We start from the raw sequence: 13211 nt of genomic DNA, 5'->3' as shown, positions 1-13211 counted from the left end.
GATCCGCGGGATCGCCTGAGATGGCCCGTTACGTCGCCAATCGCCTGGCGCAGGCGATCATGCTGCTGGTGATTGTCTCAGCGATCGGCTTCGCCATCCTGCATCTGGCGCCCGGCGGCCCGCTCTCGCAATTTGCGGCCTCTGCGCAGATGACGCAGGAGGATCTCGATCGCGTCACCAGCCAGCTCGGGCTCGATCGTCCGCTTCCGATCCAGTATCTCGACTGGTTCGGTCGTATGCTGAAAGGCGACTGGGGTCGCTCCTACCGCGACGGCGAGGCCGTGCTGTCGGTGATCTCCTCGCATCTCGGTGCCACCATGGAGCTGATGGCGACGGCGACGATCATCGCGGTCTTGCTTGGCTGCTGGATCGGCGTGCTTGGCGCGCTCCGCCGCTACTCGCTGTTTGATACGCTCGCAACCGTCGGCGCCATGATTGCGCTGTCGATCCCGACCTTCTGGTTCGGCCTCGTCACCATCTACGTGTTCTCGGTGAAGCTCGGCTGGCTGCCGTCCGGCAATCGCGAGACCGTCGGCGACGGCTCCTTCCTCGACCTGCTGCATCATCTGATTGCGCCGGCGCTGGTACTGGCGCTGGTCGAGACCGCGATGTGGGGCCGCTTCATGCGCTCCTCGATGTTAGAGGTGATCAACCAGGACTACATCCGCACCGCGCGTGCGAAAGGCATGCCGGAATGGCGTATCCTCACCGTTCACGCCCTGCGCAACGCGCTGCTGCCGATGATCACGGTGGCCGGCCTCCAGTTTCCGACGCTGCTCGGTGGCGCGCTGGTCGCCGAGACCGTATTCACCTGGCCGGGCATGGGTACGGCTGTTCCTCGATTCCATCGGCTATCGCGACTATCCCGTGGTAATGGGCATCCTGATGTTCTCGGCGACGATGGTGCTGATCGGCTCGCTGCTCGCCGACATCTTTTATGCCGTCGTCGATCCGCGCATCCGGGTGGGCTAGACGATGGCGACTGCAGCCCTCTCCACCGTCCAGCTCGCACCCGGCCAGGCCGCGTGGCGGCGATTCCGCCGGCATCGCCTCGCGCTCGCGGGCGCGGTGATCATTCTGGTTCTCATCCTCGGCTCGGCATTCGGCCCGTATCTGCTACCGTTCGACGACACCTATATCGACATCATGAAGCGGTTCGCGCCGCCGTTTTCGGGCGCGCACATCCTCGGCACGGACGAGCTCGGCCGTGACGTGCTGGCGCGGCTGATGATGGGCGGGCGCGTGTCGCTCTCGATCGGCATCGTCGCGATGGTGATTGCGATGGCGGTCGGCATCGTGGTCGGCGCCTTTGCCGGCTTCTATGGCGGCGTGGTCGGCGCGGTACTGATGCGGCTCGTCGACGCGGTATTATGCTTTCCGACGATCTTCTTGCTGCTTGCGCTCGCGGCGCTCACCGAGCCGGGCCTTATCACCACCACCGTGCTGATTGCGGCGACCGCCTGGATGGCCGTTGCCCGCGTCGTGGAGGCCCAGGTGCGTTCGCTGCGCGAGCGTGAGTTTGCGGTCGCGGCTCTCGCCTTCGGCTCGTCGAACATGCGCATCATGTTCCGCGAGCTTGTGCCGAATGCGATGGCGCCGATCATGGTGGCGGCGACGTTGAACGTCGCCAAGGCGATCTTGCTCGAATCCTATGTCAGCTATCTCGGTTACGGCATCCAGCCGCCGGCCGCGAGCTGGGGCAACATGCTCAACAACGCGCAGATCTATCTCACCAGCGCGCCCTGGCTCGCGATCGCGCCGGGCCTCGCGATCACGCTTGCCGTGACGAGCTTCAACTTCCTCGGCGACGGCCTGCGCGACGCGCTCGATCCGCGAATGAACATCCCATGACGAGCAAGATCTCGATCGAATTGAAGTCCAGGCTGATGTTAAGGAGTGTCTTATGTCCCCGCCGCTCACCCGTATAAACAGCGACGAGCGTCTTCCGGCGCAGGCGGACGTCGTCGTCATCGGCGGCGGCGTCATCGGCGTCTCCGCGGCCTATCATCTAGCGAAGAAGGGCCTCTCAGTCGCCCTGGTCGAGAAGGGACATGTCGGCGGTGAGCAGTCGAGCCGCAATTGGGGCTGGTGCCGCCAGCAGGGTCGCGCGCGTGAAGAAATTCCTCTTGCCCGCGAGGCGCTGCGCCTGTGGGAAGACATGCAGAACGATGCCGGCGTCGACGCCGGCTTCCGCCGCACCGGCGTGCTGTTCCTGACCAAGAGCAAGGATGAGCTCGCCAGCTGGGAGCGATGGGCCGCAACGGCGCGCGAGATGCAGGTGCACTCGACGGTACTGACGCCGGCCGAGGTCGCCGAGCGCCTGCCCGGTAATTCCGAGAAATGGGTCGGCGGCCTGCACACGCCGAGCGACGGGCGCGCCGAGCCGTCGATGGCTGTGCCCGCGCTCGCGACCGCCGCGCGAAAACACGGCGTCACCCTCCATCAGGGCTGCGCCGCGCGCGGACTGGAAACGCAGGGTGGACGGGTCAGCGCCGTCGTCACCGAGAAAGGCACCGTTCGCACGCAATCGGTACTGCTGTCTGGAGGGGCGTGGTCATCGCTGTTCTGCCGGCGCCACGGCATCGAGCTGCCGATCGGCCTCGTCAACGCCACCGCATGCCGGACTACGCCGGGACCGGAGATCACCTCCGGTGCGCTCGGCACCGATCTCTACTGCATCCGCCGCCGCCTTGACGGCGGTTTCACCTTGGCGCTGCGCAACCGCGGCACGGTTGAACTGTCGCCCGACCTGTTCCGCTATGCGCTGACCTTCTGGCCGACCTACCTGCACCGCAAGAACGGGTTGAAACTGTCGCTCGGCAAGTCGTTTCTTCGATCAACTCATGCGCGGCACGGACTGGAGCCTGGACAAGCCGTCGCCGTTCGAGACCGAGCGTGTCCGTGATCCCGCGCCCGACATGTCGCTGGTCAATGCGGCGCTGGCTTCGCTGATCAAGTCGAATCCGGAATTGAAGGACATCGAGATCGCGGAAGCCTGGGGCGGCACGATCGACTGTACGCCGGATACCATCCCGGTGATTTCGCCGGTCGACGCCTTGCCGGGCTTCTTCCTTGCCACCGGTTTCTCCGGCCATGGCTTCGGCATCGGCCCCGCGGCGGGCAAGCTGGCCGCCGACATCGTGACGGGCGCGACGCCGCTGGTCGATCCTGCGGCGTACAGCCACAAGCGCCTGATCGACGGCCGGCGGCTCGCGCCGGTCAGCCCGTTTTGAGAGTTTTGGCCGCATGACGGTTCTCTACAAGGCCAACATGGTTCGCGGCGAGGAGTGGGCGCGCTTCTTCGCCCAGCGCGCGCCTGATGTGCCGTTCCGGCTCTGGCCCGACATCGGCGATCCCGCTGACGTCCGCTATCTCGTGGCGTGGGTGCCGCCGGATGACATCGCGACGACTTTCCCTAATGTCGAGCTCGTCTTCTCGGTCGGTGCGGGCGTGGACCAGTTCGACGCGTCAAAACTTCCGCCGCACATTCCGTTGGTGCGCATGCTGGAGCCCGGCATCGCCGAAACCATGGTCGAATATGTCACCATGGCTGTGCTCGCCCTGCATCGTGATCTCCTGGACTTCATCGCCCAGCAGAAGGAGCAGGTCTGGCGCGAGATCCGGATCACACCGGCCAGGCGTCGTCGTGTCGGCGTAATGGGCCTCGGCCGGCTTGGCCAGGCCGCGCTCGAGCGCCTCAAGACGTTCGACTTTCCGCTTCTCGGCTGGAACCGCTCACCGCGCGAGATCGAGGGCGTGACCTGCTATGCGGGCGCGGATGCGCTGCCCGATTTCCTTGCGCAGGCCGACATTCTCGTCTGCCTGCTGCCTTTGACCGACGAGACCCGCGGCATTCTGAACGCAGATATGTTCGCGCGCCTGCCGCGCGGCGCGTCGCTCGTCAATGTCGGACGTGGCCCGCATCTGGTCGAAGCCGATTTTCTCGCAGCGCTCGACAGCGGTGCGTTGTCAGGCGCCGTCCTCGATGTCGCCGAGCCGGAGCCGCTGCCTGCGGGTCATCCGTTCTGGAGCCACCCACGCATTCTGCTGACGCCGCACAATGCCAGCATGACGTCGCCGGATACGGCCGTCGATTTCATGCTCGACGTGATCGAACGCCACCGCCGCGGCGAGGATTTGCCGGGGCGTGTCGACCGTAGTCGTGGCTATTAGGACATCGGCATGAGCATGGGCGCAAGCATACCCGACCACGTCGCTGCCGCCGCGCAGGCGCCGGTGCTGTCGGTCTCAGGCCTCACCACGTCCTTCCTGCGCGAACGGCAATGGAGTCCCGTCGTCCGCAATGTGTCGTTCGATGTCTCCCCCAAAGGAGACCGTGGCTATCGTCGGTGAGTCCGGTTCCGGCAAGAGCGTCACCGCACTCTCGATCATGCGGCTCATTCCGAAGGAGAACGGCCGCGTCGAAGGCAGCGTCCGGCTTGCCGGTCGCGATCTGCTGACGCTGCCCGAGAGCAGCATGAAGGACGTGCGTGGCAACGAAATCGCCATGATCTTCCAGGAGCCGATGACGAGCCTCAATCCGGTGCTCACCATTGGTTTCCAAATTGCGGAAGCGCTGATCCAGCATCGCGGCCTGTCGCGCGCGGCGGCGGAGGCCGAGACCATCCGCTTGCTCGACCATGTTCGCATCCCCGCGGCAAAATCGCGCTTCCACGAGCATCCGCATCGCTTCTCCGGCGGCATGCGCCAGCGCGTGATGATCGCGATGGCGCTGGCCTGCAAGCCGAAACTCCTGATCGCCGACGAGCCGACCACTGCGCTCGACGTCACCATTCAGGCGCAGATCCTGGAGCTGTTGAAGGAGCTCCAGAACGAGGAGGGGATGTCGATCCTCTTCATCACCCACGACATGGGCGTGGTCGCCGAGATCGCGGACCGCACCGTGGTGATGTATGGCGGCCAGGCGGTGGAGACCGACGATACCTCGCGCATCTTCGCAGCCCCCTCGCATCCCTATACAAGGGCACTGCTCGCCGCTGTGCCGCGCCTCGGCTCGATGGATGGACGCGTGCGGCCGATGCGGTTTCCGATCGTCGACAAGGTGACGGGGACCTCGGACGATCCGGCGGAGACACCCGATACGGTCTCGACCGCCGAGCGCCCGCTGCTCGAAGTCGCCAACCTGACCACGCGCTTTCCGATCCGTTCGGGCCTGTTCGGCAAAGTCTCGGGCCGCGTCCATGCGGTCGAGAACGTTTCCTTCACCTTGCGCGCCGGCGAGACGCTGGCACTGGTCGGCGAATCCGGCTGCGGGAAGTCGACGACGGGCCGTTCCATCCTCAAGCTGACGGAGCCGGACAGCGGCACCGTTCTGATCGACGGGCAGGATGTGCTGGCCATGAATGCCCGAACCTTGCGCGACTTCCGCAAGCAGATGCAGATCGTGTTTCAGGATCCGTTCGCGAGCCTCAATCCGCGCATGTCGGTGGGAACGGCGATCGCGGCTCCCTTGCTCGCCAACGGGCTCGCCACGGCGTCGCAGGCGCGCGACAAGGTCGCCGATTTGCTCGTGCGCGTCGGCCTCACCGCCGACATGGCCGCACGTTTTCCGCACGAATTCTCCGGCGGCCAGCGCCAGCGCATCTGCATCGCACGCGCGCTTGCGCTCGGACCGAAGCTGATCGTCGCGGACGAGGCGGTCTCCGCGCTCGACGTTTCGGTCAAGGCGCAGGTCGTCAATCTGATGCTCGATCTTCAGGCCAGCATGGGGCTTGCTTATCTCTTCATTTCCCACGACATCGCGGTGGTCGAGCGCATGAGCCATCGCGTCGCGGTGATGTATCTCGGCGAGATCGTCGAGACCGGCCCGCGCGCGGCATTGTTCGGCAATCCGCAGCACCCCTATACGAAGAAGCTGATGGCGGCCGTGCCGGTGCCCGATCCAGCGCGCCGCGGCACCCGGCGCGAGGCCTCGAACGACGAGATCAGAAGCCCCGTGCGCGCGCCCGACTACCAGCCGCCGGTTCGGCAATATCGCGAAGTGTCGCCGGGTCACGTCGTCCAGGTCTGGGGCGAGGAGTGGTCCGCCTGAGGCGCGCAGGCGCGCTGCGTTTCCGGTGACGCGGCCTAACCTCATGAGTTGACGTGCACGAAACAGCAAGGGCGGATAGATTTGACGTCGGCGAAATGCGGGGACAGCTTGCGAGTTGACCGCGCCGTTCAGCTCCTGCTTGCGCGCTCCCGGGTATCGCGACGATGCAGAGGCGTCCTCCGGAAATTGTGACCGGATGGAGCGACAGGAAACCACGGTATGTGAACCGTCTCACATTCCATCACTCTCTTTTTGAGCTATCACTCCCACAAGAAATTGCCGCACCCGGAGCTAATTGACAGACACGGGTGAGATGCAATGCCTGCGAAGCGGCGAGCTCGCAGCTTTGGATTGGCTCTCGTCTTGCTCATGAGCAAGCCAGCCCCATCACTCAGCACAGATCTTTCAGAAATTGGAATCCACGGAATCGCAAAGCACGTCCACGAGGCAGCCTCTATTCGAGGTCGGCCGGTGGGCCGCTACTTACCTGAGAGGGAGACTCCAATGAAGATTAGCAATGCAGTTTCCAACGCATTATCCGTAGCGAAGCAAACCGGCAATCTTCGGATCGCTCGTTCCAGTCTGATCAAATCGGCCCATCTTATTGAAAGAATTGGGCTCGCAGCCGTTGGGGCCTCTTGCGGCCTCTATGTGGGTGCGACCCTGTTGCGTCAGAAAGACGGACTGTTTGAAAGCGGCTGGATCGTGCTGCTAACGATGCTGTACGGAGCTCTTAGCTATTATGTCGGAATTGATTTGTCCCGCAGTGCCGCTCGGAGGTCGATTTCGAGCATCTCGGAAGAATGGAACGGTTTCGAGGCGGCTGAGGTCATGAGTGCGGCCGGAACGTTCGGCGCCGCGATTGCTGCAACTCTGTCCGTCAGCATCCTTGTCCTTGATCAAACCTTGCCCAATGGCCTGATAGGCTTTGTTGCCGGCTGTTGGGTGGTTGGTTCTTCGCTTCAAGTTGCGGCGGGGACGATGGCTCGCAACTACGAAGCGTCCATGGGCAAGGAATGAACAAAACTGTGCTCACGGAAAAATGTCTGCTTGGCGTCGTGACGTGGGCACAGGCCGCAGTGTTGGTTTCGGCTTCAGGTCCGAAAGTGAGTAGCTGACGGCTGACAACTCATCGCAACCTCTGTCGTCCAACGCTGCGTGGTGACGATTTTTAGTAGCGCAGCCGTTCGCATCGAGCAATGTCCCTGCCTGGAAGCGGTGCCGGTACTGAGCAACCTAAATGATCGCGCGACAAACAAGACGTGCCATCATGGTGGTGTTGGGATATTGTCCCCGCGCGCCGTGGTCCAAAAATTCTGCTAACCGCCAACCACACGATCGGTGGAGCCAATGCAGATTGCGGAGTGGCTCGAGAAGCTGGGGCTTGGGCAATACGCAGAGCGTCTTGTCCAAAATGGGATTGACATCGACGTCCTTCCCGAACTGATGGACGAGGACTTCGATAAGCTCGGAGTCCTGCTCGGCCATCGCCGCAAAATGCTGCGTGCTATTGCCGACCTCGATCCAGCCGCGTTGATCGCATCGCCGGCTCCTCCTCCTGATGCCGAGCGGCGCCATCTCACCGTCATGTTTTGCGATCTGGTCGGCTCGACTGCGCTCTCGGCGCGTCTCGATCCCGAGGATATGTGGGAGGTGATCCGGGCCTACCGCGCGGCCTGCGCGAGAGTCATTGCCGCTTATGACGGCAGGATAGCCAGGTTCGTTGGCGACGGAATACTCGTCTATTTCGGCTATCCTCGCGCCCACGAGGATGACGCGGAGCGCGCAGTGCGAGCGGGGATCGACACTATAGCCGCGATTCGGCAGCTCAAAACAGGCGCCGACGAACGGGTTGAAATGCGGATCGCAATTGCGACCGGGCTTGTGGTGGTCGGCGACCTCATCAGTGGAGATGCGTCAGAGGAGCACGCAACCGTCGGCGATACACCAAACCTCGCTGCTCGGCTCCAGAGCCTGGCGGAGCCGGGGGCGGTCGTCGTTGCTTCGTCGACGCGCCGGCTGCTTGGTGATCTCTTCGCTTTTCGCAATCTCGGCCGCCGTGAAGTCAAGGGAATAGCCGAACCCATCGCAGTCTGGGCGGTGGAAGGAGCGACCGCATCCGAGAGTCGCTTCGAGGCGGTCCGCGCGGCGCGCTCGATCGGCTTTGTTGGCCGCAAGGACGAGATCGAATTCATTCTCTCGCGCCAGCGCCGGGCATGGCAGGGGCAGGGCCAGATGGTATTGATTTCTGGCGAAGCGGGCATCGGCAAGTCGCGCATTGTCGCAACGCTGTCCGAAAGCCCCTCGTTGGGCGCGCACCGCCGGGTGCGATATCAGTGTTCGCCTTACCACACCAACAGTGCGCTTCATCCCTTTGTCGCGCAGCTCGAGCGCGCCGCCGGCATCCGCTCGCACGATACGTGCGGGCAAAAGCTCGACAAGCTCGAAGCAATGCTGGCGCTTGGAACACAGCAGGTCGCCCGAGCGACACCGCTCATTGCGGCTCTCCTTTCGATTCCAACCGGAGACCATTGTTCGCCGCTCGGTTTGAGCCCGGCGCAGCAGCGGCGACAGACATTTGCCGCCCTTCTCGATCAGCTCGAGGGGTTGGCGCGAGAGCAACCCCTGCTGATTATCTGCGAGGATATGCATTGGGCCGATGCCACGACACTTGAACTGTTCGATCTCGCGGTCGATCGGATCAGGGGACTGCCGATACTCGTGCTCATGACATCCCGGCCGGAGTTCGAGCCCTCATGGTCGGGCCTTGCCAACGTCAGTCTGTTGCGGCTCGACCGGCTCGACCGGCAGGACTCGCGCGCGCTGGTCGAACAGGTGGCCGTGGGTCGCCAGCTGCCACGCGAGATGATGAAGCAGATCATCGACAAGACGGATGGCATCCCGCTATTCGTAGAAGAATTGACCAAGATGGTGCTCGAGTCCGGGCTGCTCGTCGAAGATGCCGGGCGCTATCGCCTCAATAGTCCGCTCCCGCCGCTCGCTATTCCCGCGACGCTGCAAGATTCGCTGATGGCGCGGCTCGACCGGCTCGCTCCAGTCAAGGAGGTGGCGCAGATAGGCGCCGCCATCGGCCGCGACTTCTCATACGCGCTGCTGAAATATGTGGCGGGACGCGATGATCTGACGCTGAGTGCTGCGCTAGGGCAACTCGAAGAGGCCGAACTGCTGGTGCGTCGCGGGGTTCCGCCCGAAGCAAACTATAGTTTCAAGCACGCTCTCGTTCAGGAAACGGCCTACGAGAGCCTGCTCAAGAGCCCAAACGGCATGTGCTGCACACCCGCATCGGCGACGTCCTGCGCGAAAAGTTTCCAGTCGTCGCTGAGACCGAGCCGGAAGTTCTGGCACACCACTTCACCGAGGCGGGGTTGAGCGAGGTCGCCCACGAGTGGTGGCGCAAGGCGGGACAGCAGGCGCTGAAACGTTCGGCCTATTCCGAGGCGATCGCACATCTCGGCAAGGCGATTGCCACCGCCGGTGAGTTGCCTGATGAGCCTCGCGGGATGATGAGCAGGCTCCATCTTCAAATCGCCTATGGTCGCGCACTACGGGGCAGCCTCGGGCACAGCGCTCCCGAAACGGTAGCCGCATGGACGCGCGCTCGGCAGTTCGTAGCTGACATCAATGATCCAGTTGAACTTGCGCCGGTCCATTCGGGACTCTTCAATGCCTGCCTGACACACGGCGAACTCGCTCCGATGCGGGAGCTGGCGGATGCCATCAGGAGCGCCGCTGACCGACGACCGGACTCCCCGGTGGCCGCCGTCGTAGCCCACTGGACGGGTGGGGTTACTTGCTGGTTCGGGGGTGACTACTTGAACGCGAGAGTGCATCTTGAGCAGGCGCTGGATATCTATGGTGCCGAGCCGGATCCCGCGACGTTCAGGGCTTCGGCGCTGGATCTTCCGTTCGTGATTATGAGATTTCTTGCCCTGGTGCTCTGGCCGCTTGGCGGGATCGCTCGCGCGCGCCGGCTCGCCGCCGAAGCGGTGAGTGCTTCAGGAGAAAAACGGGCTCTCTCTCAGGCCAATGCGCTTGTTCATCGCGCTGTGTTTGACGGACTATGCGGGGGCATGTTGCAGCAAACAGAGACGATCCTGGCGCTCGGTCTCGCTCGCGACCACACGATGCCGCTGTATGTGGCCGCCGGCACCTACCTGAATGGCCTGGCCAAGTGGCGCGCCGGCGACCGAACGACCGGATTGACGGAAATGCGCCGCGGCTGGACCTTGCTGCACGAGAATGACTGCTATCTCTGTGAACCGTTTTGGGGGATGCATGTCGCCATGGCGGCCGCAGAGTCGGGTCAACTCGAAAACGGGCTGGAAATCTTGAGCGAATTGATCGCATGGGCGAGCCAATCCGGTCAGCATTGGCTTGATGCCGAGCTGCATCGCGTCTACGGCGAACTGTTGTCGCGCCATGACCCTGACGAATGCAGTGCCGAAAATGCCCTCAAGCGAGCGCTGGAAATCGCACGACACCAACAGGCGAAGACTTTCGAGTTGCGCAGCGCCCTTGGTCTCGCACGCCTGCTCAAGAGAAGGGGCCGAGCGGGCGCGGTATCCGAGGTGCTCGCTCCCGTCCTTGCTGAATTCGATGCGGAGCGAAATCTTCCCGAAGTCGAAGAAGCGAAAGAGCTGCTCAAGCAAGAGCGTTAGCCACGTGCGGCGCTTCACGAATTGACGTGCACGAAATCCCGCAGCAGCGGATAGATCTCGTTGTTCCAGCGCTTGCCCGAGAACACTCCGTAATGTCCGACACCGGCCTGCATGTGGTGGACGCGGCGGTAGGCGCGCACGCCGGTGCAAAGGTCTTGTGCCGCGAGCGTCTGGCCGCCGCCGGGCCACGTCGTCCAGCGTTGGGGCGAGGAATGGTCCGCCTGACGCGCGCAGGCTGCGAGCGCGCCTTCGGCCCCGAATCGTTTCGAGAATGCACGATGAAATCACGCAATGATTTGCCGAGCAGGTCAACGGTGTTGTCCTTCGCGATGCCGGGCCTGTGACATCACGCTGAAATCACAATGAAATCATCGCAGCGCGATCCCTGCGACAGCCTGCCGCGACAGCTTCGTGTTATGCGCTGCGGCTGGACCGTTGGCTGGCGATCTCCGATAATGGACGGATGTCTGGAAGGCCAACGAAGGCGTGCCTTTACGGATGGGTTGATTGAAATGACACAAGCAGGCGTTTACGGACGGAGCCTCGGGCAGGGCCTTCGCTCGCAGCAAGCACCGGTCCTGATCACGCGTTCGCTGCACAGCGCCGAGCTCGCGGTGACCGAAGTCCGCAACGACGATCCGACGCCGGATATTTCCGGCTCCCTGGCTGCGGTAGATGCCTATCTCGTCAGCCTGAAATTGCGAGACTATCCGGATTGCGAATGCTGGGAGGAGGGCCGCTGTGTCACCAAGGCGGATGTTCGCGCGGGTGCGACATATCTTTACGACCTCAAGCGCGACCCGCGCTATGTGATCGACAAGCCGTTTCACTCGCTCTTCTTCTATTTGCCGCGCTCGGCGCTCAACGGCGTTGCCAGGCAGTCGGGCGGGCCGCGCGTTGGCGAGCTCAGCTACGAGCCAGGTGTCGGTCATGACGACGAGGTCATTCGACATGTCGGCGCCTCGTTGCAGCACGGACTGCGTCGACCCGACGAGACCAACCAGCTTTTCGTAGATCACATGATGCTCGCGCTCACCGCTCACGTCGCTCAGACCTATGGTGGGCTGAAGCCAGCCGCAGAACCGAGCCGCGGCGGTCTCGCGCCATGGCAGGTGAAGCGCGCGTGTGAGCGGCTCGACTCCGATCTCTCAGGCAAGATCGCGTTGCAGCAGATCGCGACCGAGCTCGACCTTTCCGTCAGCCATTTCTCACGCGCATTCCGCATCTCCACCGGCCTGCCGCCGCATCAATGGCTGCTCCAACAGCGCGTGAAGGCAGCCAAGCAACTGATGACGGTCCGCGACCTGCCGTTGTCCGAGATTGCCATCTCGGCCGGATTTGCCAATCAGAGCCATTTCACGCGGGTGTTCTCATCCATGGTCGGCGTCAGTCCGGGCGCGTGGCGCCGAGAAACGGATGGCGGACGAGAAAAGATCTAATCAGCGCCGCTTGGCCAGCGAATTGTTGTAGGCCGCGCGGCGCGCCGCGAAAATCTCGTCCGGCGGATGGCCGATGCCGTCGGCGAGATTGGCCGGATCGAAGATGGACCGGTCGCAGGCATCGTTGGCTTCCAGACCGGTGATGACGATCGTCCCCAGCCGCACCTCCTCCCGGTTGTCCTCGTCCGGCCATCGCAGGGTGACGTCCATGACGGGATCGCCGGGACGGTCGAGCAGGGCCATCACGTTGAGGCGAACATCGCCGGCTGCGATCCTCTGCGCGAGATCCTTGTGCAGGAAGTCGGCGGACTTCGCCCCGGCTTCGTCCTCACTCAGCGTGATATCGCCGCCGACAGGCGCGAGCTTGAACTTGATGAAGCGGGTCTCACCTTTCGCGCTGGTCGCGGGAAAGGCGTGCACGCCCCAATAAATCGTGCCGGCAAAGCTGCCGGGCAGCCGGCGCGCGGCGATGTAACTGGCCTGATTCAGCGTCTCAGGATTGGCCGCGGAGTAGGCCTTGACCTTCGCCATGTCGGGCTTGCCGTCCGCGCCCGGAATGCGCGCCTTGAGGAAGGCGAGCATCTGGTCCAGCGTCCGCGCAAAATGCACAGGCGCGCTTTCCACCAAAATGTCCGAGCGATGGGCGTCGTCGCCAAGCCTGAAGCTGAAGCCGCGCAGCACGAAATTGCTGGTGTCGGCTACGTCAGGATTGCCGCCGCCGACGGAGAAGCGGGCCAGCACGCGCGAAGGCCTTGTGAAGCTCAGCGATCGCGTGACCTCTGCCGCGCGGTCGGACGGGGTATAGGTGCCGCGCACGCATCGACCCTTGGCGAAGCTCGCGCGCACCTTCGGCGGATTGCCTGCGACCGTCTTCAGTGCGTCGACGATCGCGGCCGGCGTGGCGGCTGGGGTTGGCAATTCGGACATGGCAAGGCCTCCGGCTGAAGCGGCATGTCCGTGTTTTAGGGCTGGTGCAGCGCCGGCGTCTTTCCCAATGCCGCGCTGCTTTGTCCGATCCTGCTGAAGGAATTTGGTGCGCCT

At 63.5% G+C, this 13211-nt stretch carries 5 protein-coding genes and 5 pseudogenes; 8 read left to right on the top strand and 2 right to left on the bottom strand.

The window, feature by feature from the left end; genetic code table 11:
- Positions 1-20 precede the first annotated feature (20 nt).
- From ACVWW3_RS21245 to ACVWW3_RS21215, 7 genes and pseudogenes are all read left to right on the top strand, one after another.
- Positions 21-972, top strand: a pseudogene (locus ACVWW3_RS21245) (ABC transporter permease).
- Positions 973-975: 3 nt separating this feature from the next.
- On the top strand, positions 976-1851 hold the full coding sequence (locus tag ACVWW3_RS21240) for an ABC transporter permease (protein WP_354107410.1): 876 nt from the start codon (positions 976-978) through the stop codon (positions 1849-1851).
- A 52-nt stretch (positions 1852-1903) separates the two neighbouring features.
- Positions 1904-3233, top strand: a pseudogene (locus tag ACVWW3_RS21235) (NAD(P)/FAD-dependent oxidoreductase).
- 13 nt (positions 3234-3246) lie between these two features.
- A complete protein-coding gene (locus tag ACVWW3_RS21230) occupies positions 3247-4173 on the top strand; it encodes a 2-hydroxyacid dehydrogenase (protein WP_456648760.1) in 927 nt (308 codons plus the stop codon).
- 9 nt (positions 4174-4182) lie between these two features.
- Positions 4183-6052: pseudogene (locus ACVWW3_RS21225) on the top strand (ABC transporter ATP-binding protein).
- Between the two features lie 504 nt (positions 6053-6556).
- On the top strand, positions 6557-7072 hold the full coding sequence (locus tag ACVWW3_RS21220) for a hypothetical protein (RefSeq protein ID WP_456648762.1): 516 nt from the start codon (positions 6557-6559) through the stop codon (positions 7070-7072).
- 330 nt (positions 7073-7402) lie between these two features.
- Positions 7403-10731: pseudogene (locus ACVWW3_RS21215) on the top strand (adenylate/guanylate cyclase domain-containing protein).
- A 14-nt stretch (positions 10732-10745) separates the two neighbouring features.
- On the opposite strand, the pseudogene ACVWW3_RS21210 reads toward ACVWW3_RS21215, so the two are convergent.
- Positions 10746-10907, bottom strand: a pseudogene (locus ACVWW3_RS21210) (polyhydroxyalkanoate depolymerase); the annotation flags it as partial.
- Between the two features lie 336 nt (positions 10908-11243).
- On the opposite strand from ACVWW3_RS21210, the gene ACVWW3_RS21205 reads away from it, so the two are divergent.
- On the top strand, positions 11244-12170 hold the full coding sequence (locus ACVWW3_RS21205; RefSeq protein WP_456648764.1) for a helix-turn-helix domain-containing protein: 927 nt from the start codon (positions 11244-11246) through the stop codon (positions 12168-12170).
- Here ACVWW3_RS21205 and ACVWW3_RS21200 read toward each other — a convergent pair whose 3' ends face one another.
- Entirely contained in the window at positions 12171-13097 is a 927-nt protein-coding gene (locus ACVWW3_RS21200) for a catalase family peroxidase (RefSeq protein ID WP_456648765.1), read from the bottom strand.
- Positions 13098-13211 lie beyond the last annotated feature (114 nt).

It is taken from the genome of Bradyrhizobium sp. LM2.9, assembly GCF_054056555.1.
Note: the sequence above shows the minus strand (reverse complement) of the source record. Positions and strands in the feature narration are given on the sequence as shown.

Bases quoted from the DNA above. Each gene is read 5' to 3' on its own strand.
- ACVWW3_RS21240 (WP_354107410.1), top strand. From the start codon at position 976: ATGGCGACTGCAGCCCTCTCCACCGTCCAGCTCGCACCCGGCCAGGCC.
- ACVWW3_RS21230 (WP_456648760.1), top strand. From the start codon at position 3,247: ATGACGGTTCTCTACAAGGCCAACATGGTTCGCGGCGAGGAGTGGGCG.
- ACVWW3_RS21220 (WP_456648762.1), top strand. From the start codon at position 6,557: ATGAAGATTAGCAATGCAGTTTCCAACGCATTATCCGTAGCGAAGCAA.
- ACVWW3_RS21205 (WP_456648764.1), top strand. From the start codon at position 11,244: ATGACACAAGCAGGCGTTTACGGACGGAGCCTCGGGCAGGGCCTTCGC.
- ACVWW3_RS21200 (WP_456648765.1), bottom strand. From the start codon at position 13,097: ATGTCCGAATTGCCAACCCCAGCCGCCACGCCGGCCGCGATCGTCGAC.